General features: G+C 64.2%; 16 protein-coding genes and 1 tRNA gene. 1 reads left to right on the top strand and 16 read right to left on the bottom strand.

Translation table 11 applies throughout. The annotated features are described in order from the left end of the window. Positions 1 to 10: 10 nt before the first annotated feature. From tuf to rpoB, 6 genes are all read right to left on the bottom strand, one after another. A complete protein-coding gene (tuf, locus tag ACT3UE_RS05125; RefSeq protein ID WP_444553294.1) occupies positions 11 to 1,201 on the bottom strand; it encodes an elongation factor Tu in 1,191 nt (396 codons plus the stop codon). A 233-nt stretch (positions 1,202 to 1,434) separates the two neighbouring features. Further along, the gene (gene fusA, locus ACT3UE_RS05120; RefSeq protein WP_444553295.1) at positions 1,435 to 3,549 is read right to left on the bottom strand and encodes an elongation factor G; all 2,115 of its coding nucleotides are present in this window, start codon (positions 3,547 to 3,549) and stop codon (positions 1,435 to 1,437) included. A gap of 83 nt (positions 3,550 to 3,632) precedes the next feature. After that, positions 3,633 to 4,103 (bottom strand): 30S ribosomal protein S7, encoded by a 471-nt coding sequence (rpsG, locus tag ACT3UE_RS05115; RefSeq protein WP_444553296.1) that lies wholly within the window; start codon positions 4,101 to 4,103, stop codon positions 3,633 to 3,635. Continuing rightward, positions 4,103 to 4,477 (bottom strand): 30S ribosomal protein S12, encoded by a 375-nt coding sequence (rpsL, locus tag ACT3UE_RS05110; protein WP_087000631.1) that lies wholly within the window; start codon positions 4,475 to 4,477, stop codon positions 4,103 to 4,105. Before rpsL ends, rpsG begins: the two co-directional genes overlap by 1 nt. Positions 4,478 to 4,993: 516 nt before the next feature. Beyond that, entirely contained in the window at positions 4,994 to 8,884 is a 3,891-nt protein-coding gene (locus ACT3UE_RS05105) for a DNA-directed RNA polymerase subunit beta' (RefSeq protein WP_444553297.1), read from the bottom strand. 132 nt (positions 8,885 to 9,016) lie between these two features. Continuing rightward, complete coding sequence (gene rpoB, locus ACT3UE_RS05100) at positions 9,017 to 12,523, bottom strand: DNA-directed RNA polymerase subunit beta (protein ID WP_444553298.1); 3,507 nt, start codon at positions 12,521 to 12,523, stop codon at positions 9,017 to 9,019. A gap of 333 nt (positions 12,524 to 12,856) precedes the next feature. On the opposite strand from rpoB, the gene ACT3UE_RS05095 reads away from it, so the two are divergent. Next, the gene (locus ACT3UE_RS05095; RefSeq protein ID WP_444553299.1) at positions 12,857 to 14,050 is read left to right on the top strand and encodes an acetyl-CoA C-acetyltransferase; all 1,194 of its coding nucleotides are present in this window, start codon (positions 12,857 to 12,859) and stop codon (positions 14,048 to 14,050) included. A 134-nt stretch (positions 14,051 to 14,184) separates the two neighbouring features. Here ACT3UE_RS05095 and ACT3UE_RS05090 read toward each other — a convergent pair whose 3' ends face one another. The 10 genes from ACT3UE_RS05090 to ACT3UE_RS05045 all read right to left on the bottom strand — a co-directional run bounded on the left by ACT3UE_RS05090 (position 14,185) and on the right by ACT3UE_RS05045 (position 22,628). Next, positions 14,185 to 15,462, bottom strand: a complete 1,278-nt coding sequence (locus tag ACT3UE_RS05090) for an acyltransferase family protein (RefSeq protein ID WP_444553300.1) — start codon at positions 15,460 to 15,462, stop codon at positions 14,185 to 14,187. Positions 15,463 to 15,648: 186 nt separating this feature from the next. Next, positions 15,649 to 16,023, bottom strand: coding sequence for a 50S ribosomal protein L7/L12 (gene rplL, locus ACT3UE_RS05085; protein WP_444553301.1), 375 nt, complete (start codon positions 16,021 to 16,023; stop codon positions 15,649 to 15,651). Between the two features lie 68 nt (positions 16,024 to 16,091). After that, positions 16,092 to 16,658: a 50S ribosomal protein L10 gene (rplJ, locus tag ACT3UE_RS05080; protein ID WP_444553302.1), complete on the bottom strand. Its 567-nt coding sequence runs from the start codon at positions 16,656 to 16,658 to the stop codon at positions 16,092 to 16,094. Between the two features lie 308 nt (positions 16,659 to 16,966). Next, on the bottom strand, positions 16,967 to 18,256 hold the full coding sequence (locus ACT3UE_RS05075; RefSeq protein WP_444561063.1) for an aromatic amino acid transport family protein: 1,290 nt from the start codon (positions 18,254 to 18,256) through the stop codon (positions 16,967 to 16,969). A 196-nt stretch (positions 18,257 to 18,452) separates the two neighbouring features. Further along, a complete protein-coding gene (locus ACT3UE_RS05070; RefSeq protein ID WP_444553304.1) occupies positions 18,453 to 19,622 on the bottom strand; it encodes a GNAT family N-acetyltransferase in 1,170 nt (389 codons plus the stop codon). A 169-nt stretch (positions 19,623 to 19,791) separates the two neighbouring features. Then, positions 19,792 to 20,499: a 50S ribosomal protein L1 gene (gene rplA / locus ACT3UE_RS05065; RefSeq protein WP_444553305.1), complete on the bottom strand. Its 708-nt coding sequence runs from the start codon at positions 20,497 to 20,499 to the stop codon at positions 19,792 to 19,794. 153 nt (positions 20,500 to 20,652) lie between these two features. After that, a complete protein-coding gene (gene rplK, locus ACT3UE_RS05060) occupies positions 20,653 to 21,087 on the bottom strand; it encodes a 50S ribosomal protein L11 (RefSeq protein ID WP_444553306.1) in 435 nt (144 codons plus the stop codon). Between the two features lie 136 nt (positions 21,088 to 21,223). Continuing rightward, positions 21,224 to 22,066: a transcription termination/antitermination protein NusG gene (nusG, locus tag ACT3UE_RS05055; RefSeq protein WP_444553307.1), complete on the bottom strand. Its 843-nt coding sequence runs from the start codon at positions 22,064 to 22,066 to the stop codon at positions 21,224 to 21,226. A gap of 98 nt (positions 22,067 to 22,164) precedes the next feature. Continuing rightward, the gene (gene secE, locus ACT3UE_RS05050; RefSeq protein WP_087000260.1) at positions 22,165 to 22,431 is read right to left on the bottom strand and encodes a preprotein translocase subunit SecE; all 267 of its coding nucleotides are present in this window, start codon (positions 22,429 to 22,431) and stop codon (positions 22,165 to 22,167) included. A gap of 124 nt (positions 22,432 to 22,555) precedes the next feature. Beyond that, positions 22,556 to 22,628, bottom strand: a tRNA-Trp gene (locus ACT3UE_RS05045). Positions 22,629 to 22,801: the final 173 nt, after the last annotated feature.

Genomic DNA, 22,801 nt, shown 5'->3' with positions numbered 1-22,801 from the left:
CAGGTAGTGACTACTTGGTGATCTTCGTGACGCGGCCTGAGCCAACGGTGCGGCCACCCTCACGGATGGCGAAGCCGAGGCCGTCTTCCATGGCGATGGGCTGGATCAGCACAACGCTCATTTCGGTGTTGTCGCCCGGCATGACCATTTCCGTGCCCTCGGGCAGGGTGATGACACCGGTGACGTCCGTGGTGCGGAAGTAGAACTGCGGACGGTAGTTCGAGTAGAACGGGTTGTGACGCCCGCCTTCATCCTTGGACAGGATGTAGACGTTGGCCTCGAACTCCGTGTGGGGAGTGATCGAGCCCGGCTTCACGACAACCTGGCCACGCTCGACATCGTCGCGCTTGATGCCGCGGAGCAGCAGGCCACAGTTCTCGCCGGCCCATGCCTCGTCGAGCTGCTTGTGGAACATCTCGATACCGGTGACCGTCGTCTTCTGGATCGGACGGATACCAACGATCTCGATGTCGGAGTTGATCTTCAGCGTGCCGCGCTCGGCGCGACCGGTGACGACCGTGCCGCGACCGGTGATGGTGAAGACGTCTTCAACCGGCATCAGGAACGGCTTGTCGCGGTCACGAACCGGGTCCGGAATGAAGTCGTCGACTGCTTCCATCAGGTCCTCGACGGACTTGACCCACTGGGGGTCGCCTTCGAGTGCCTTCAGTGCGGAGACACGCAGGACCGGGGCGTTGTCGCCGTCGAACTCCTGCGAGGACAGAAGTTCGCGAACTTCCATCTCCACGAGGTCCAGCAGCTCCTCGTCCTCGACCATGTCGGACTTGTTCAGTGCGACCAGCAGGGTGGGGACGCCAACCTGGCGGGCCAGCAGAACGTGCTCGCGGGTCTGGGCCATCGGGCCGTCGGTTGCTGCAACCACGAGGATCGCACCATCCATCTGGGCGGCACCGGTGATCATGTTCTTGATGTAGTCAGCGTGACCCGGCGCATCGACGTGCGCGTAGTGGCGCTTATCCGTCTGGTATTCGATGTGCGAGATGTTGATCGTGATGCCGCGCTGGCGCTCTTCCGGGGCGGAGTCAATCGCCGTGAAATCACGCTGGTCGTTGAGATCGGGGTACTTGTCAGCAAGCACCTTCGAAATGGCAGCCGTCAACGTCGTCTTACCGTGGTCAACGTGACCAATGGTGCCGATGTTAACGTGCGGCTTAGTCCGCTCGAACTTTGCCTTCGCCACAGGTTCCTCCTAGAACGTTTTTCAGAAGACTTACCCCGCCTGCGCGGTTCGCAGGCGAAACTTAATAAAGTCTACTGTGGGCTTGTTTACTTTTTGAAATTGCGGTTTCCGTCCGGCCCCGGTATGGGAACCCTTCGTTCGCCTTGGGGAGGCCGGCCGGACAATGCTGCCCGGCCGGCAAACCCGATGTCGCTCACCTTGCGGTCCGCGACCAGTTTAGATCCCTGGGGTGATTACTCGCCGCGGGACTTCTGGATGATCTCCTCGGCCACTGCCTTGGGGACCTCGGCGTAGCTGTCGAACGTCATCGAGTACACGGCACGACCCTGGGTCTTGGACCGCAGGTCGCCAATGTAGCCGAACATCTCCGAGAGCGGAACGCCGGCCTTGATGACCTTCACGCCCGACGCGTCTTCCATCGACTGGATGGAACCACGACGTGAGTTCAGGTCGCCGATGACATCGCCCATGTACTCCTCGGGAGTACGGACCTCCACGGCCATCAGCGGTTCCAGGATGATCGGGGAAGCGCGACGTGCGCCTTCCTTGAAGACCTGTGAACCGGCGATCTTGAACGCCATCTCCGAGGAGTCGACGTCGTGGAAGGCACCATCAAGAAGCGTTGCCTTCACACCGACCATCGGGTAGCCGGCCAGGATGCCGAACTGCATGGCGTCCTGGATGCCCGCGTCGACCGAAGGGATGTATTCGCGCGGAATACGTCCACCGGTGACGGAGTTCTTGAACTCGTAGAACGTCCCGTCGCTGGTGTCCAACGGCTCGAAGGACATCTGGACCTTGGCGAACTGGCCGGAGCCACCCGTCTGCTTCTTGTGGGTGAAGTCGACCTTCGCCACCGAGGACTTGATCGTTTCGCGGTAGGCGACCTGGGGCTTGCCCACGTTCGCTTCCACACGGAATTCGCGCTTCATGCGGTCCACCAGGATGTCCAGGTGGAGTTCACCCATGCCGCCGATTTCGGTCTGTCCGGTGTCCTCGTTCAACGAAACGGTGAACGTGGGGTCCTCGGCCGAGAGCTTCTGGATGGCCGTGGAGAGCTTCTCCTGGTCACCCTTGGTCTTCGGCTCGATGGCCACGAAGATCACCGGATCCGGGAAGGACATCGATTCAAGCACGATCGGTGCGTCCAGTGCCGCCAAGGTGTCACCGGTCGTGGTGTCCTTGAGGCCGATGGCCGCGTAGATGTGCCCGGCGTGTGCTTCCTCGACCGGGTTCTCCTTGTTGGCGTGCATCTGGAACAGCTTGCCGATGCGCTCCTTCTTGCCCTTGGTGGTGTTGATCACCTGGACGCCCGGGGAGGCCTTGCCTGAATAGACGCGGATGAACGTCAGCTGCCCGAAGAACGGGTGGGCTGCGATCTTGAAAGCCAGAGCCGAGAACGGCTCGGTCTCGCTGGGCTTACGCGTCATCGGGATGTCCTCGTTGCGCGGATCGTGCCCGACCATCGGAGGGCAGTCCAGCGGCGACGGGAGGTAGGCGATCACGGCATCGAGCATCGGCTGCACGCCACGGTTCTTGAAGGCCGAACCACAGAAGACCGGGTAGGCCTCCGAGTTCACGGTCATCTTACGGATGCCGGCCACGAGTTCCTCGTTGGTGATTTCCACACCTTCGAGGTACTTCTCCATCAGCTCGTCGGAGGACTCGGAAACGTCCTCGATCAGCTTGGCGCGGTATTCCTCGGCGCGCTCCTTCAGATCCTCGGGGATCTCGCGAGTCTCATAGGCGGCGCCCATGGTGACATCGCCCTTGGAGTCGCCTTCCCAGACGAGGGCCTTCATCTTGATCAGGTCGACGACGCCGACGAAATCGCTTTCGGAGCCGATCGGCAGCTGCATGACCAGCGGCTTGGCGCCTAGGCGGTCGATGATCGTGTCCACCGTGTAGTAGAAGTCGGCACCCAGCTTGTCCATCTTGTTGACGAAGCAAATGCGGGGAACGACGTACTTATCAGCCTGACGCCAGACGGTCTCCGACTGCGGCTCGACGCCTTCCTTGCCATCGAAAACGGCAACGGCGCCATCGAGCACGCGCAGGGCACGCTCGACCTCGACCGTGAAGTCAACGTGGCCCGGGGTGTCGATGATGTTGATCTGGTTGTCTTCCCAGAAGGAGGTCACGGCGGCGGACGTGATCGTGATGCCGCGTTCCTTCTCCTGCTCCATCCAGTCAGTCGTCGAGGCACCATCGTGCGTTTCGCCGATCTTGTGGTTCACACCCGTGTAGTAAAGGATGCGTTCCGTAGTGGTGGTCTTACCGGCATCGATGTGGGCCATGATGCCGATGTTGCGGACCTTCGTGAGGTCGGTGAGCACGTCCTGTGCCACGTTGTCTCCCTTTGTCTATGGTTTCGAGTCACACGGCGGCGAGACACCCAGGTGTCTCGCCCCGCCGTCGTACAAGAGGCGATTTACCAGCGGTAGTGGGCGAATGCCTTGTTGGATTCAGCCATCTTGTGAGTGTCTTCGCGGCGCTTAACAGCGGCACCGAGACCATTCGAAGCGTCCAGGATCTCATTCATGAGACGCTCGACCATCGTCTTTTCGCGGCGGGCCTTGGAGTAGCCAACGAGCCAGCGCAGAGCCAGGGCCGTTGCACGGCCCGGCTTGACCTCGATCGGAACCTGGTAGGTTGCGCCACCAACACGCCGGGACTTGACCTCGATCGAAGGACGGACGTTGTCCATGGCCTTCTTGAGGGCGACCACCGGGTCGGCGTTGGTCTTGGCGCGCACGCCTTCCAGCGCGCCGTAGACGATGCGCTCGGCGGTGGACTTCTTGCCATCGACCAGGACCTTGTTGATCAGCTGGGTGACGAGCGGTGATCCGTGGACGGGATCGGAAACGAGGGGGCGCTTGAACGCCGGACCCTTACGAGGCATTACTTCTTCTCCTTCTTGGCGCCGTAGCGGGAACGAGCCTGCTGACGGTTCTTCACGCCCTGCGTGTCGAGTGCGCCGCGGACGATCTTGTAACGGACACCCGGGAGGTCCTTCACGCGGCCGCCGCGGACGAGCACGATGGAGTGCTCTTGCAGGTTGTGGCCGACACCCGGAATGTACGCGCTGACTTCCACGCCGCCGGCCAGGCGCACACGGGCAACCTTACGCAGTGCGGAGTTCGGCTTCTTCGGGGTGGTGGTGTACACGCGGGTGCACACGCCACGACGCATCGGGTTGCCCTTCAGGGCAGGGGCCTTGGTCTTGTTGACCTTCGGCGAGCGGCCCTTGCGGACCAGCTGCTGAATAGTAGGCACTTTCGTGTCCTCCGGTTTCTTGGTTCTGCTGCGTCCGGGCCCACAAACGGCATTCCGGACACTGCGCTTTTGGTCGTTTCATCGCAGCGCTTGCGGAGTCGACCGTAGGCGTGCAAAAGTGTGGCATTTGTTGCGCAAGTTCCCCGCAACCCGGACCGTGTCCATTTGCCACACATAAAAACAATTAGTCATAGCTTAGCACGCCGTCAAGCCCGATCGTAACCACCTCCCGCGAGGCCCCGGTCACCTCCCCCTCCTCTCCGGGCACCAGGAACCCCCGCCCCGGCCGCCGGCAGATAATCGTGAGACATATCTACCAGTCGACAAGTCCACCTTGATTGCTGGTTCCGGGCTGCTCCCCCAGAGGCGACCGCCTCGGCACGCCGCCCGGGGCCGGTGTCCACCAGTTCGACCGGGGGGACCCAGGCGTGCTTCCCGTCCCAGTCAGAGGATGACAATGGCCGGCATCCCGCGAGGGATGCCGGCCATTGGGCGGATCAAACGATCAGCTGGTGACTACCGGAAATCGTTTCCGAGGTCGTAGTCATCCATCGGGATGGCGTGGAACTCGGGGCTCATGCCCGGCTCCACTCCTTCGTAATCGAAGCCGGTGAAGGCGCTCGGACCCGTGAAGAGGTTGGCCTTGGCTTCCTCCGTCGGTTCCACCGAGACCTGCGTGTAGCGCTCCAAGCCGGTGCCGGCCGGGATCAGCTTACCGATGATCACGTTCTCCTTCAGGCCCAGCAGCGGGTCGCTCTTGCCTTCCATCGCCGCCTGCGTCAGGACACGCGTGGTCTCCTGGAAGGATGCCGCCGAGAGCCATGAATCCGTGGCCAACGACGCCTTGGTGATGCCCATGAGCTCGTCACGTCCCGAAGCCGGCGTCTTCCCCTCGGAAACCGCCTTGCGGTTTTCGCTGGTGAAGCGGGCCCGGTCAGCCAGTTCGCCCGGCAGGAGCCCGGTGTCGCCGGATTCGATGACCGTGATGCGGCGAAGCATCTGGCGGACAATGACTTCCACGTGCTTGTCGTGGATGCCCACACCCTGGGACTGGTAGACCTCCTGGACTTCGCGGACCAGGAACTTCTGGGCCTCGCGGGGTCCGAGGACACGCAGCACCTGCTTCGGGTCGATGGCACCGGCGACCAACTGCTGGCCCACCGCCACCGAATCGCCGTCGGCGACGAGCATCCGTGAACGCCGGAGCACCGGGTAGGCGCTCTCCTCGGAACCGTCATCGGGGGTGATGACGATGCGCAGCTGCTTCTCCGCATCCTCGATGGTGACGCGTCCGGCCACTTCGGCGATCGGCGCGACACCCTTGGGGGTACGTGCTTCGAAGAGCTCCTGAATACGGGGCAGACCCTGCGTGATGTCATCCGCGGAGGCGACACCACCGGTGTGGAAGGTACGCATGGTCAGCTGGGTACCCGGCTCACCAATCGACTGGGCGGCGATGATGCCCACCGCTTCGCCGATGTCCACCGTCTTGCCGGTGGCCAGCGACCGTCCGTAGCACAGGGCACAGGTGCCGACGGCGGACTCGCAGGTCAGGACCGAACGGACCTTGATCTCCTGGATGCCTGCCGCAAAGAGCTCGTCGATGAGGACGTCGCCCACATCCGAACCGGCAGCCGCCAGGACCTTGCCGGCGTCGTCGACGACGTCGACGGCCATGGTGCGGGTGTAGGCCGAGTTCTCCACGGTCTCGTGCTTGCGCACGGTCCCGATCTCGTCGACGTAGGCGATCGGCACGTTCAGGCCGCGCTCGGTTCCGCAGTCGGCTTCGCGGACGATAACATCCTGCGAGACGTCCACCAGACGACGGGTCAGGTAACCCGAGTTGGCGGTCTTCAACGCGGTATCCGCCAGGCCCTTACGGGCACCGTGCGTCGCGATGAAGTACTCGAGAACCGACAGTCCCTCACGGTAGGAGGACTTGATCGGCCGCGGGATGATCTCACCCTTCGGGTTCGACACCAGGCCACGAATACCCGCGATCTGGCGCAGCTGCAGCCAGTTACCACGAGCCTTCGACGTCACCATCCGGTTGATGGTGTTCAACTCCTCCATGCCAGCCTGCATGGCCTCGGCGACCTCGTCGGTGGCCTTGCCCCAGACGTCGATCAGTTCCGAACGACGCTCGTCATCGGAGATCAGGCCCTTGTCGTACTGCGACTGGACCTTCAGCGCCTGCTCCTCGTACGGAGCGAGGATGGCCTTCTTGTCCATGTTGGAGGTGATGTCCGAGATGGCCACGGTGATGCCCGAGCGCGTCGCCCAGTTGAAGCCGGAGTCCTTGAGGTTGTCCAGGGTCTCGGCCGTGACGTTCTTCGGGTAGCGCTCCGCCAGGTCGTTGACGATCTCCGAGAGCACGTCCTTGCCGGTGACCTGGGCGACCCAGGGGTAGTCGGCCGGGAGCGTCTCGTTGAACAGGACCTGCCCGAGGGAGGTCTCGATCAGCGCCGGGGTGCCTTCTTCCCATCCTTCCGGGGCAGCCTGCTCGTCGGAGGGCACGAAGCCGTCCACGCGCATCTTCACCAGGGAGTTCAGGTGCAGGTCGCCACGGTCCATGGCCATGATCGCTTCGGCGACCGAGGAGAAGGCATGGCCTTCGCCGGCTTCCCCCGGACGCTTGGTGGTCAGGTGGTGCAGCCCGATGATCATGTCCTGCGACGGCAGTGCCACGGGGCGTCCGTCGGAGGGCTTGAGGATGTTGTTGCTGGAGAGCATCAGGATGCGCGCCTCGGCCTGGGCTTCGGGGCTCAGCGGCAGGTGGACTGCCATCTGGTCACCGTCGAAGTCGGCGTTGAACGCGGCACAGACCAGCGGGTGCAGCTGCAGGGCCTTGCCCTCCACCAGCATCGGCTCGAACGCCTGGATGCCCAGACGGTGCAGGGTCGGTGCACGGTTGAGCAGCACCGGGTGTTCGGTGATGATCTCCTCGAGCACATCCCAGACCTGTGGACGGTACCGCTCGACCATGCGCTTGGCGCTCTTGATGTTCTGGGCGTGGTTCAGATCCACCAGACGCTTCATGACGAACGGCTTGAACAGCTCCAGGGCCATCTGCTTGGGCAGACCACACTGGTGCAGCTTCAGCTGCGGGCCCACCACGATGACCGAACGGCCCGAGTAGTCCACGCGCTTGCCGAGCAGGTTCTGGCGGAAACGCCCCTGCTTGCCCTTGAGCATGTCGGAGAGCGACTTCAGCGGGCGGTTGCCCGGCCCGGTGACCGGACGGCCGCGACGGCCGTTGTCAAACAGCGAGTCAACGGCTTCCTGGAGCATGCGCTTTTCGTTGTTCACGATGATCTCGGGAGCCCCGAGATCGAGCAGGCGCTTCAGGCGGTTGTTGCGGTTGATCACGCGACGGTAGAGGTCGTTCAGGTCGGAGGTCGCGAAACGGCCACCGTCCAGCTGGACCATCGGGCGCAGCTCCGGCGGGATCACCGGAACGGCGTCCAGCACCATGCCCATGGGGCTGTTGGTGGTGGTCAGGAACGCGTTGACGACCTTCAGCCGCTTCAGGGCACGGGTCTTGCGCTGGCCCTTGCCGTTCTTGATGACATCGCGCAGCAGCTCGGCTTCGGCATCCATGTCGAAGGAGGCCAGACGCTTCTGGATCGCCTCGGCGCCCATGCAGCCTTCGAAGAACAATCCGTACTTCTCGCGCAGGACGCGGAAGAGTCCTTCATCACCTTCGAGGTCGGCGACCTTCAGGTTCTTGAAGCGGTCCCAGACCTGTTCCAGACGCTCGATCTCGGCGTCGGCGCGCTTACGCACCTGGGCCATCGTCTTGTCGGCGAGGTCGCGGACCTTCTTCTTCTCGGCGGCCTTGGCCCCCTCCGTCTCGAGACGGGCGAGGTCGTTCTCCAGATCCCGGGCGATGGCCGCGATGTCGGAGTCACGGTTGTCGACGAGCTGCTTGCGCTCGACGTCGTGCTGGGCCTGCAGGTTCGGCAGCTCCGCGTGGCGGCGCTCCTCGTCGACCGAGGTGATCATGTAGGCAGCGAAGTAGATGATCTTCTCGAGATCCTTCGGTGCCAGGTCCAACAGGTAGCCCAGGCGTGAGGGCACGCCCTTGAAGTACCAGATGTGGGTGACCGGGGCGGCGAGCCCGATGTGGCCCATCCGTTCACGGCGCACCTTGGCACGCGTGACTTCGACGCCGCAGCGTTCACAGATGATGCCCTTGAAACGCACACGCTTGTACTTGCCGCACGAGCATTCCCAGTCGCGGGAAGGACCGAAGATCTTTTCGCAGAAAAGACCGTCCTTTTCCGGCTTCAGGGTGCGGTAGTTGATGGTTTCCGGCTTCTTGACCTCGCCGTAGCTCCAATCGCGGATCTCTTCCGCGGTGGCCAGGCCAATGCGCATATTTCCGAATGAGGATTCGCTGGACATATGGTCCCTGTCTCTCTCTTGTTCTGAAGAAGTCTAATGTTCTGCGGCGGGCACCAGGCCCGCTGGGGTGGGGAAAAGGAACGTGTACGACGGCGGACGCCCGGCAGGGGTGCCGGGCCTCCGCCCGCCGTGCTATACCTCGTCGACGGAGCTTGGCTCGGCCCGGGAAAGGTCGATGCCCAGCTCTTCCGCAGCCCGGAACACTTCTTCGTCCGAGTCCCGCATCTCAATGGGATTGCCATCGGTGGAGAGGACCTCCACGTTGAGGCAGAGTGACTGCATTTCCTTGATGAGCACCTTGAAGGACTCCGGAACACCCGGTTCCGGGATGTTCTCGCCCTTCACGATGGCCTCGTAGACCTTCACGCGGCCATGGATGTCATCGGATTTGATGGTCAGCAGTTCCTGCAGCGTGTACGCCGCGCCGTAGGCCTCGAGGGCCCAGACTTCCATCTCACCGAAGCGCTGGCCACCGAACTGCGCCTTACCACCCAGCGGCTGCTGCGTGATCATGGAGTACGGTCCGGTCGAACGGGCGTGGATCTTGTCGTCGACCAGGTGGTGCAGCTTCAGGATGTACATGTAGCCCACGGACACCTGGTCCGGGAAGGGCTGTCCGGAACGGCCATCGAACAGATGGGCCTTGCCGGAGTTGCCGATCAGGCGATTGCCGTCCCGGGTGGCGTTGGTGTGATCCAGCAATCCGCGGATCTCGTCCTCCTCGGCACCGTCGAACACCGGGGTGGCGACGGTCGTGGGACCGGATTCACGGGGCAGGTTGGGCAGTTCCTTCACCCAGTCCGGTTCGCCCTCGATCTTCCAGCCTTGCTTCGCGGCCCAGCCGAGGTGGATTTCCAACACCTGTCCGACGTTCATGCGGCCGGGGACACCCAACGGGTTCAAGACGATGTCGACCGGGGTGCCGTCCTCCATGAACGGCATGTCCTCGACCGGCAGGATCTTGGAGATGACGCCCTTGTTGCCGTGGCGTCCGGCCAGCTTGTCACCGTCGGCGATCTTGCGCTTCTGGGCCACGTAGACGCGGACCAGCTGGTTCACGCCCGGGGGCAGCTCGTCGTCGTTGTCGCGTTCGAAGATCCGGACACCGATGACGGTGCCTGATTCACCGTGGGGAACCTTCAGGGAGGTGTCACGCACTTCGCGGGACTTCTCGCCGAAGATGGCCCGCAGCAAACGCTCCTCCGGGGTCAGTTCCGTTTCGCCCTTGGGGGTGACACGGCCGACCAGGATGTCGCCGGCCTCGACCTCGGCACCGATGTGGATGATGCCGCGTTCGTCGAGCTGGCCCAGGATCTCCTCGGAGACGTTCGGGATATCGCGCGTGACTTCCTCGGCACCAAGCTTGGTGTCGCGGGCATCGACCTCGTGCTCCTCGATGTGGATGGAGGTCATCACGTCTTCGGAAACCATGCGCTGGGACATGATGATGGCGTCCTCGAAGTTATGTCCTTCCCAGGACATGAAGGCCACCAGCAGGTTCTTGCCCAAGGCCAGCTCACCGTTGTCGGTGGACGGCCCGTCGGCAATGATCGACTGGTATTCCAGACGCTCACCCTCGGAGACCCGCACCCGCTGGTTGTAGGCGTTGCCGTGGTTTGACCGGGCGAACTTCATGATCGGGTAGGCCGAGTCGGTGCCGTCGTCGTTCATGACGGTGACCAGATCCGCGGACACCTCGGTGACCACACCCGGCTTGGCAGCGGTGATGGAGTCGCCGGCGTCGACCGCCACGTACTTCTCCATGCCGGTACCGACCAACGGGGCTTCCGAAGCCAGCAGCGGCACGGCCTGGCGCTGCATGTTCGCGCCCATGAGGGCACGGTTGGCGTCGTCGTGCTCCAGGAACGGGATCAGCGCGGTGGCCGCGGAGACCATCTGGCGCGGAGAAACGTCCATGTAGTCGATTTCGGCCGGCTCCACGAGCACGGGCTCGCCGCCGCCGCCACGCTCACGGCAGAGGACCAGGTCCTCGGCGAAGCGCAGGTCATCGGTCATCGGGGCATTCGCCTGCGCGATGATGCTTTCGAGTTCCTCGTCGGCGGTCAGGTAGTCGACCTGATCGGTGACCTGGCCGTTGACGACCTTGCGGTACGGGGACTCGATGAAACCGAAGTTGTTGATGCGGGCGTACGTCGCCAGCGAACCGATGAGGCCGATGTTCGGGCCTTCAGGGGTTTCGATGGGGCACATGCGGCCGTAGTGCGAGGGGTGGACGTCACGGACTTCCATGCCGGCACGGTCACGGGACAGACCACCCGGGCCCAGCGCGGACAGGCGACGCTTGTGCGTCAGTCCGGCGAGCGGGTTGTTCTGGTCCATGAACTGCGAGAGCTGGGAGGTTCCGAAGAACTCCTTGATCGCTGCGACCACGGGCCGGATGTTGATCAGCGTCTGCGGCGTGATGGCCTCGACGTCCTGCGTGGTCATCCGTTCACGGACGACGCGCTCCATGCGGGAGAGCCCGGTGCGGACCTGGTTCTCGATGAGCTCACCGACGGCGCGGATACGACGGTTGCCGAAGTGGTCGATGTCATCGACCTCGACGCGGACGTCGACGTTGGCACCCTTGCGAACGCCCGGGACGGTCGCTTCACCGGCGTGCAGCGCAACGAGGAACTTGATCATCGCGACGATGTCATCGTTGTTCAGCACCGATGCGTCGGGGGCGTCCAGCGGGGTCTCGACTCCGAGCTTGTGGTTGATCTTGTAGCGGCCGACCTTGGCCAGATCGTAGCGCTTGGAGTTGAAGTAGAGGTTGTCGAGCAGCGCTTCGGCGGCATCGACCGTCGGCGGCTCGCCCGGGCGCAGCTTGCGGTAGATGTCCAGCAGCGCCTCCTCCTTGGTTTCCGTCGCGTCCTTCTCCAGGGTCGTGCGGATGGAGTCGTACTGGCCGAACTCCTCGAGGATGCGCCCTTCGGTCCAGCCGAGGGCCTTGAGCAGCACGGTCACGGACTGCTTGCGCTTGCGGTCCAGCCGGACGCCGACCTGGTCGCGCTTGTCGATTTCGAGCTCGAACCAGGCACCACGGGACGGGATGATCTTCGCCGTGAAGATGTCCTTGTCACTGGTCTTGTCCGGGGTGCGCTCGAAGTAGGCGCCCGGGGAACGAACCAGCTGGGAGACCACGACACGCTCGGTGCCGTTGATGATGAAGGTGCCCTTGCCGGTCATCAGCGGGAAGTCGCCCATGAACACGGTCTGCTGCTTGATCTCACCCGTGTTGTTGTTCATGAACTCGGCCTTGACGTACAGCGGCGCGGCGAACGTGGCATCGCGGTCCTTGCACTCGGCTTCGGTGTACTTCGGGTCCGCGAACTCCGGCTCCGAGAAACTCAGGGACATGGTGCCCTGGAAGTCCTCGATCGGGGAGATTTCTTCGAAGATCTCTGCCAGGCCCGACGTGTCGGCGACACTGGTGATGCCTTCGGCACGCGCCGTCTCCAGACGGGTCTTCCAGTTGTCGTTGCCGACGAGCCAATCAAAGCTCTCCACCTGCAATGCCAGCAGGTTCGGCACATCCAGTGGTTCGTGGATCTTTGCGAATGAAATTCGGCCGGCCGCTTCCGCGGTACGGGCCGAACTAGCGGTTTGATGATTTGAGGTGCTCGAGGCGACCAAGAGGGATCCTTCCACAGACCGTCAGGTTTCCGGCGCCAACCCCGCCCGGGATGAGGAACCCGGAACACCACCGAACATCGGGCCCACCGCTATATGAAGGCCGATTGGAAAGAGGGAAGACGCAAAGATCCACAGTACACGCCCACGGAGAATCTGTCTACCATACTAGATGCGCGGAGAAAATGCCCGTAGGCGGGAAAAAAATTTCCCTTCCCCCGCCACCGACGTTCGAGCCCTCCGGCCCCGTGGACCGGCACGGCCCGCTTTGGTCTTTATGCTCCACGTCACGATAATTGAACATGAAGTAGTCCCCCAGCGAAAGCGAGCACCACCATGTCCGATCCCCGTGAGGCCGTCCTCGTTTCAGGAGCACGGACCCCCTTTGCCCGGCTCAAGGGCCAGCTTGCGGGCTTCACTGCCGTGGAGCTTGGTGCCGCCGCCATCACCGGAGCCCTGGAGAAGGCCGGCGTCCCGGCCGCCGATGTGCAGTCGGTGATCATGGGACATGTCGTCCAGGCCGGCTGTGGACAGAACCCTGCGCGCCAGTCCTCGATCAAGGCGGGTATCGGCTGGGATGTTCCGACCGTGACCATCAACAAGGTCTGCCTTTCGGGCCTGGCCGCCATCACCGATGCCGCCCGCCTGGTGCGTCTGGGCGAAGCCGACGTCGTCATCGCCGGCGGGCAGGAATCGATGACCAATGCCCCGCACATCCTGCCGGGCAGCCGCAAGGGATGGAATTACGGCAGTTTCACAGCCATCGACTCCGTCGACCACGACGGCCTGACCGATGCCTTCGACGGGCAGTCCATGGGGGTGAGTACCGAAACCAGGAACGGCGAACTCGGGATCGACCGCGCCTCACAGGACGAGGTCGCTGCCGCCTCACACACCCGGGCGGCAGCGGCACGCGAGGCCGGGGTCTTCGATGAGGAGATCCTGTCGCTCTCCGTACCGCAGCGCAAGGGCGATCCACTGACGGTCGATGCCGATGAGGGAATTCGCCCGGACACCACGGCCCAGAAGCTCGGGGGCCTGCGCTCCGCGTTCGCGAAGGAGGGCACCATCACCGCAGGGAACTCCTCCCCGCTCTCCGACGGGGCCGCGGCCGTCGTCGTGACTTCGCGCGAATACGCCCAAAGCCACGGGCTGCAGGTCCTGGCGGTCATCGGCGCGCCGGGGCAGGTGGCAGGTCCCGACACCTCACTGCATTCGCAGCCGTCGAATGCCATCAAGTCCGCACTGGGCACGGCAGGCTGGGCGGTATCGGATCTGGACTTCATTGAAATCAACGAGGCCTTCGGTTCGGTCGCCTGCCAGTCGCTGAAGGACCTGGACTACCCCTTGGAGAAGACCAACCTCCACGGTGGCGCCATCGCCCTGGGCCATCCCATCGGCGCTTCGGGGGCCCGTCTGGCCTTGCATGCGGCCCTGGAGCTGCAACGTCGGGGCTCCGGCAAGGCTGCGGTCAGCCTCTGTGGCGGCGGGGGCCAGGGCGAGGCCCTCCTGCTCTTCCGCGAGGGCTGATCCGGCAGGGGCACCGCCCGAACGAGGCGGAAGTGAGCGGTCCGCGGCTGGTGGCCGCGGACCGCTCCTTGGTTTCCGCCCACTGCCCCGACGTGGCCCGCCGCCGGCCGGATCATGGCGCACGGCCCCGGCGGCTAGAGTCCCCGGGTGATGCCTCCCTGGTTATGGGGAACCGCCCGGGCGGCCGGCCGCCTGCGGTCATCGACTCGACTGACGCGTTCGGCGAACCCGCGGCCCCTCCGCCCTAGGGAGGTCAAGGTATCGACCCCGCTGGTGACCGCCCGACCGAGGCGGCGGCCCAGGGTCTGCTCGACGAAGCGGTAGACCAGGTAGGCGCCGGCCGCGGCGGCGCCGATGGCGATCATCAGCACCACGGGCCGGGGCAGGTGGCCGCTGAGCTGGTCGATGATCCACCACCCCCAGATCTCATGGAGGAGGTAGATCGGATAGGTCAGCGCCCCGGCCAACGCAAGGCCCGGAAGGTTGACCCTGCTCAAGGGCGTGAGGGTCAGCAAGGCAATCACGACGAAGATTCCGACGACAATGCCCCAATAGGCCTGTTCCGGGATGGCGTAACCGACCAGGCTGGTGGCTTCCTCGGTCCCCTTCTTCCCGGTCCATGCAGCGGCCTGGACCACGTTCAGCCCCAGGGCCGCCCACCGCCACGGGGTATGCCCGAAACGGTAGATCAGGAACAGGCAGATGCCGCCGGCGAAGAGGGCAGCGTGTTCGGGGATCAGTGCCTGCCGGACGAAGTTGCTGGGAATCAGTGGCGCCAAAAACCCGAGTAGCGGCCAGACGACGGCGAAGGCCAGGATCCGCCGGCAGGTCACCCACCCCAGCATCATCAATAGCAGGACCAGCCCATAGAAGCGCATCTCGGCCCAGAGCGTCCAATAGACGCCGTCGACGTAGGGGACGTTGAAGCCGCGCTGCATCATCGTCAGGTTCACGGCCCAGTCGGAGAACGTCAGTCGCTTGCCCATCACGGGCCAGATGAAGAAGATCAACACCCCGGTGGCAAGCACGGCCACCCAGTAGGCAGGAAAGAGCCGGCCGACGCGTGAACCGATGAATTGTGCCGGTCGCTTGCCGTAGGCGGAGAGCAGGATGACGAAACCGCTGATGACGAAGAACAGCTGGACGCCCATGTTCCCGAACACCGTGAGGCGGGACAGGTATGGCCAGGCGGCTTTGGCCGGTTCGACGCCCCAGTACCCGTGGTGCCATGCGGTGTAGTGGTAGAGGATGACCCCCACCGCGGCAACCAGGCGCAACCCGTCCAGCAGGGCCATGCGCCCTTTTCCGCGCGGAGGGCGGGATGGGGTGGCCGTGGAAGCGGAGGTCCCGGACGCCGTGGTGTCCGTCCCCGCAGGGGCAGGCTGCTGGAGTGTCGTCGTGCCGTGTTCCATGCCATGCACTCCCGTCATCGCTTGCCTGCGTTATCAAGTCGTTACCTGACACGCTAGCAAAGCGAGGACTTTCGCATTCAAGAATGTGATCGGCATCACAGTGGTGGCCCGTCGTGCCCACCGGTTAAACAGCGCGGCCCCGCCCACCTGATCGGTGGACGGGGCCGCGCCCGTGTTGCCTGTCTGCTACTTGAGCGTGACGGCAGCGCCGGCGGCCTCGAGGGCCTCCTTGGCCTTGTCGGCAACATCCTTGGATGCGCCTTCCAGGACGGCCTTCGGGGCGCCGTCGACGAGGTCCTTGGCTTCCTTCAGACCCAGTGAGGTCAGTGCGCGGACCTCCTTGATGACTGCGATCTTCTTGTCGCCGGGGCCTTCGAGGATGACGTCGAATTCGGTCTGCTCCTCGGCAGCCTCTTCGGCACCGCCGGCCGGACCGGCAACGGCAACGGCCGCGGCGGTGACGTCGAAGGTCTCTTCGAAGGTCTTAACGAACTCGGAGAGCTCGACGATGGTCATTTCCTTGAAGGCCTCAAGGAGCTCTTCAGTGCTGAGCTTCGCCATGATGTGGCGTCCTTTCAGTGGGGCGGCACGCTGGGGTGCCACGAGATTTTCGGTGGTTTGAAGGGCCCTTAGGCTTCTTCGGTGGCAGCGTCGGCAGCAGGTGCTTCCTCGGCCTCGGCGGCAGGAGCTTCGGCCGGAGCCGAGGCTGCACCACCTTCTTCATGCTTGGCGCGCAGGGCGTCGATGGTGCGGACTGCGGCCGAAGCCGGCGCCTGCAGGACACCGGCGATGCGGGCCAGCTGGTGTTCGCGGGACTGGAGCGCACCGAATGCGACCACCTGGGCCGCGTCCATGGACGCACCTTCGAAGTAGCCGGACTTGACGACCAGCTTCTCGTTGGACTTCGCGAAATCCGTCAGACTCTTGGTCGCGGCCACTGCATCGCCCTTGATGAAGGCGATGGCGGTCGGGCCGGCAAGCTGGCCATCGAACGAATCGATGCCTGCTTCCTTGGCTGCGATGCCCGTCAGGGTGTTCTTCACAACCGAGAACTTGGTGTCTTCACCAAGCGCACGGCGCAACTCCTGGAGCTGTGCAACGCTGAGCCCACGGTATTCGGTCAGGACAGCGGCACTCGACTCCTTGAAGTCGTTGATGATTTCCTGAACAGCTGAAATCTTGATTTGCGTTGCCATAACCCTCCTTCCGGGGATTGTTTACGAGTCGGTCTGACCGGTCCACGAGCCCGGAAGGGCTGGCATAAAAAACGCCCCGCGCAGATGCACGGGGCTTCAACTTCCTGACGACGGGTCGAGCGGGAAGGAAAGTCTTCGTTCACCTGCGTAGGCCGCCCATTAGCTGGGACTTTCGGATGGTTTCCCATGCTGGCACGGGGCACCACCGACCGACGGTCTTTGGTTCCCTTAGTTTATCCGCAGACGGGCCGCAGTTCCAAATCGACTCCGGGGACGCCTTCGAGATCACGAAGGCGCCCCCGGAGGGATCAGCGCAGCAGACTGATGAGGATTCCGCCGACGGCCACGATGCCGGCGATGACCACGAAGACGTTGGAGGCCCTCCCCCGGAACCGGGCCAGGGCCGGAACCCTATGAATTGCATACATCGGCATCAGGTAGAGCACCGCGGCGATCACGGGGCCGGCCAACGACTCGATCAATGCCAGAATGCTCGGATTGAGGATTCCCGCCACCCAGGTGGTCACGATGAGGAAGACACTCACCCCGATCTTCAGGGTCCGGTCACTGAGGCGTTTCTCGGCCGGGTCCACCATGGTCCTCACGATCGCGGTGGCCCCTTCCGCGGCGCCCAGCCAGTGCCCGAAGAAGGAGGAGGCGATGGCGGCAATGGCCACTGCGGGGCCCAGCCAGGCAATGATGGGCATGTCCATGACATTGGCCAGGTGCGAGAGCACGGGCAGGTTCGCGTCCTTGGCGTCCTGCAGCCCCTCGGGGCCCAGCGCCAGGACGCAGGACCAGACGAAGCCCATCGTGAAGACGACCAGGAGGGTGGCGACCACGCGGAGGATCGATGAGGCCTTGTCCACCGACCCCGCCCCGTAGCGCTCCCGCAGCGAGACGGAGAACTGTGAGATCGCCGGGGAATGGTTGAACGAGAAGACCAGGACCGGGATCATCAGCCACAGCGACATGGCGAAGTCGCCGGCTGCGGGGAAGGCACCGAATCCTTCGAAGGACCAGGAGGGAATGAGCAGGAGGGTGACCACCAACAGCACGGCGATCAACGGATAGACCAGCCACTGGGTGACGACCAGCATGACCTTCTTCCCGGCCACCATGACCGAGGACATCAACAGGATCAGCACCCCGGCCAGGACCCAGCGGGGCCACGGCTCCAGGCCGAGTTGATGGACCATCAGGCTTTCCACCGTATTGGTGATGCCCACCCCGTAGATCAGCACGATGGGATAGATCGCCAGGAAGTACAGGATCGTCACCACGCGCCCGGCGTTCTCTCCGAAGTAGTTCCGCACCACCCCGGTGATGTCCTGGCCGGGGTTCGGTGAGGCGCAGACGATGCGTGAGAGCGCCCGGTGGGAGAAGTAGGTCATCGGCCAGATCAACAACGTGGCGATGAGCAGCGGCCACAGCCCTCCCAGACCTGCGTTCATCGGCAGGAAGAGGATCCCGGCACCCACTGCCGTGCCAAAGAGTCCGAGGGTCCAGCTGGTGTCGAACCGGTTCCACGCCGGGAGGGCCCCCTGTCTGGTGGAGGTCGATTCCCCGGATGGCAGGGGTGGTTGGCTCGATGGCATGGCAGGCTCCTCCATTGGGGCTCTTCGGCGTCTGGCTTGGAGCCCCGGGGACCAGCAGTCCCCGTGCCGCACGGTCACCAGGGGTGTTGGTCAAGGAACTCCGCCCAGGGGCCAGGGGGTTTTCCCCATCCGGCGCCGTGGGACTACGGGACCCCGACGATGCTGCTGTGCTGATCCACCGAGGACTCCGATTCCATCATCCCCCAGGGCGGGTCCCGAGCGCCATTCGGTCGTTCGGCCATGCCGGGTCCCCGGTCCTGGCCCATTCGCCTTCCATCATGGACGGCGAGAACCCCAGGGCCTCGTTGACCCGGAGCATGTAGGAATTCTCCGCGGCGTTCCAGGTGTAGATGCGGTCGACCCGCGGCAGGGCCTGCAGCAGCCGCCGGTGGTTGGATGCCTTGATCCGCAGGCCGAGCCGGTGGCCCCGATGCTCCGGAAGCACCAGCGTCCCCTCCTGGAAAGCGAGGTGGTCCTGGCCGTTGAACACCACCAGTTCGGTATAGGCGACCAGGTGTCCACTGGCGAGTTCACGGGCCACGGTGACCACCGAGGTGGTCCCCTGGTTCCGTCGCCGGGCCTCCATGGTGCGCAGTCGCGGGCCATCCCACCGTGAGGGTTCGAAGCTCAGCCCGCCGGCCGGAGGGTCGGTATCCATGCGCTCGATGATCCGGCAGTAGTCGGCCACGTCGTCGTCCGGCACCGGCCCCGTCCACGATTCGAGGACATAGCCGGTCCCGGAGGCGGAGGCCCGCTCCTCCAGGGACGCCAGGGCCGCGTCATCATCGATTCCGATCCCGGCCCTGCTGCCACGGTCCACCAGTCCCAGGGTGAAGCCGTGTCGATGGGCGAAGGCGGGCCCGGGCGCGTCCAGGCTGATCCATCCGGCCCCGGAGTCAGGTCGCAGCACCCCCTCCACGGGCCGATCCGCTGCTTCTTCACCACCATGGTCCAGCGAGACGCCGGTATAGAGGTTCAGTACGGTGCGCCCCCGTTCCAGACACCGGTCGGCCACCCGACGGAGCAGCCGGCTGCCCACCCCTTGGCGCCGCCACCGCGTGGCCACGACCAGGTCGACGTCGGCCGACTGCCGGTTTTCGGCCGAGGGCAGGAAGACCACGGCCGCGCCGATGATCTCCGCTTCCGGGCCCTGCCCCCGGCGGGCCACCTGAATCAGGTGCCGGCCGTAGGCACTGGGTTGGATCCGGGCGATTTCCACGGAATCGCCGGTCACGAGGTCATCATGTCCGAGCTCTTCGATCCCGGCCTGCCGAAAGAGCCCCCGGATGGTGGAGAACGCCGCCCCGCCGGGGCCGTCCAGGGTGGTCGGGATGGCTAGTTCCTGCAGCGTGGTTGGTTCTGGCATGGCGGCCTTCCGCTGGCGCTCCGTGTGGCAGACACCTGCGTCGAACCACTGATTGGTACTTGTCAATCAATAGTCTAGCCATCCATGGTCCCCCGGGTAAAGACAAGGAACCCCCGCACCCTTCGGTGCGGGGGTTCCTTGTTTCCCCTGCAGGGGAGGCCTCTGCCGTTTAGGCGTCGGCGATGACCTTGGTCACGTTCGGGTCCACCGGGATGCCGGGGCCGAAGGTGGTGGCCACGGTCGCCTTCGAGATGTACCGGCCCTTGGAAGCCGAGGGCTTCAGGCGCAGGACCTCATCGAGGGCTGCTGCGTAGTTCTCCGCCAGCTTCTCGGCGTCGAAGGACACCTTGCCGATGATGAAGTGCAGGTTGGAGTGCTTGTCGACGCGGAAGTCGATCTTGCCGCCCTTGATGTCGGTGACGGCCTTGGCGACATCCATGGTCACGGTGCCGGTCTTCGGGTTCGGCATCAGGTTACGCGGGCCCAGGACCTTGCCCAGACGTCCGACCTTGCCCATCAGGTCAGGGGTTGCCACGGCGGCATCGAAGTCGGTCCAACCGCCCTGGATCTTTTCGATCAGGTCGTCGGAGCCCACGAAGTCGGCGCCGGCGGCAATGGCTGCTTCAGCCTTGTCGCCGTTGGCGAAGACCAGCACGCGGGCGGTCTTGCCGGTGCCGTGCGGCAGGTTGACGGTGCCGCGGACCATCTGGTCGGCCTTGCGGGGATCGACGCCCAGGCGGAAGGCGACCTCCACGGTCGAGTCCGTCTTGGGTGAGCCGGTCTCCTTGGCCAGGGCGATGGCCTCGATCGGGGAGTACAGGTTGTCGCCATCGATCTTGGCGGCGGCCGCCTGGAATGCTTTGCTGCGCTTTGCCATCTGCTTGTTCTCCTTATGCAGTCGTGGTCATTCGTGGATCGCGCTGGACCCTGCCACTACGACGCCGGTGGCTGCCACCGGAGGGGGCTTCCGACGTCGTTCTTTGATGTTTGGTGGGTGTTGCCGCCGGGAGGCGGAAACGGTCGGGCGGTCTTAGCCCTCGACGGTGATGCCCATGGAGCGGGCGGTTCCGGCGACGATCTTGGCGGCGGCCTGAATGTTGTTGGCGTTCAGGTCCTCCATCTTGGTGTTGGCGATCTCGTCGACCTGTGCGGCGGAGAGCTTGCCCACCTTGTCGATGTGCGGGGTGGACGAGCCCTTGGCGACGCCCGCAGCCTTCTTGATGAGCTCGGCAGCCGGCGGCGTCTTGGTGATGAAGGTGAAGGAACGGTCTTCATAGACCGTGATCTCCACCGGGATGACGTTGCCGCGCTGGGATTCCGTGGCGGCGTTGTACGCCTTGCAGAACTCCATGATGTTCACGCCGTGCTGACCAAGTGCCGGACCGATCGGCGGGGCCGGGTTGGCGGCACCTGCCTGGATCTGCAGCTTGATGAGGCCGGAAACCTTTTTCTTCTTCGGGGCCATATCGGGACCTTCTTCTCATTGCGTTTCCCGCGGAACACAGGAGCGTGTCCCGGGGTGGTGGCCGCCGTGGCGCGGCGGCCTGGTCGTTTCCAGCGGCGGAAAGCGGCCGCACTGGGAACGAAGTCTTCGGTGATCCCTACTGGATCTTGGTGACCTGGCTGAACGACAGCGTCACCGGGGTCTCGCGTTCGAAGATCGACACGAGGACCACGAGTTGCTGGGACTCGAGCTTGATCTCGCTGATCGTCGCCGGCAGGGTCTCGAACGGCCCGTCGTTGACGGTCACCGACTCCCCGACGGTGAAATCGACGTTGACCTCGGTGAACGGGGCGCGTCCCGGCTTCGAGGAGCCGCCTTCCTGGGCAGGTTCCTCGCTCACGATGGTGTGCTCGAGCATCGAGAACACCTCGTCCAGGCTCAACGGCGTCGGATCATGGGCGTTGCCCACGAAACCGGTGACGCCGGGGGTGTGGCGCACGGTGCCCCACGATTCGTCGGTCAGTTCCATGCGCACCAGCACGTAGCCGGGGATGCGCACGCGGCGGACGATCTTGCGGGTCGTGTTCTTGATCTCCACGACTTCTTCCATGGGGACCTGGATCTCGTAGATGAAATCCTCCATGCCCAGGGTCTGGGCGCGGGTCTCCAGGTTCACCTTCACGCGGTTCTCGTAGCCGGCGTAGGAATGGATGACATACCAGTCACCGGGCTGGCGGCGCAGCTTGGTCCGGTACTCCTCCTTGGCGGCCGCGACGGCCTCCTCGGGGGTCAACTCGGGAGCCTCAGCTTCCGCCTCGTCCTCGTCCGGGGTGGTGGCTTCGTCGGCGGTGGAGGCGTCGTCCGCGGTTTCCTCGGACGCCTCGGCGGCCGGGGTCTGTTCCGAAACGACGGAATCGACCGGCGCCTCTACGGCGTCGGCCTCGGTTGCCTGCTCAACGGCGTCGTCGTTGGCCTGCGGTTCGAGTTCCTGCTCGGACACTGCGGTTCCTGCTTTCTTTGACTGGTAAACCAGAACATTTCATCGTGGCTGGGCCGAGGGATGCCGACGTCGCCCTTATTCAAGGATGTCGGCAGCCGCTACTGCTCCGGTGGGTTGGTGAAGACCAGGATCGCGCCGTTTCCGAACAACAGGTCCAGCCCGCTGACGATCAGCATCACCAGGATCACGAAGCCCAGAACGGTCAGCGTGTAGTTCACCAACTCGCTACGGGTCGGGGTGACGACCTTCTTCAGCTCGGAAATGACCTGGCGGAAGAACAAGGCGATACGCGCAAAGAAACCGCCCTTGGCGGGCTTGCCGCCTCGGGGGGAGCCCGTGGAGCGTCCCGTTGTTGCTTCGGTCACTGTGCCTCGATTCGAGTTCTTCGCATCTTGAAACGATCACGGTGCACCGCGGCCTGTCGGCCGCAACACACCGTGACGTGGATTTCGCCGAGCCCCCACATGAACCATGTGGGTTGCCACTGCGCAGGGCAGACAGGACTCGAACCTGCAACCTGCGGTTTTGGAGACCGCTGCGCTACCAATTGCGCCACTACCCTTCGGATTGGTCGTCCGTCCCGCCGTGGTGGCCCTTCAAGCACACCGCGTCGAGGCGTATTCCAACACCGAGGGAACAGTCTACGCATTCACCACCCACAAGTCGAACCGGATTTGTGCCGCGGACCCGCCGGATTGGCCTGCTTCCGTAGGCCTGCCGACGCATTCTGTGCTG

It is taken from the genome of Arthrobacter sp. 179, from assembly GCF_052379645.1.
Lineage (GTDB): Bacteria > Actinomycetota > Actinomycetes > Actinomycetales > Micrococcaceae > Arthrobacter_H.
This window is presented reverse-complemented; position numbering and strand designations above follow the sequence as displayed.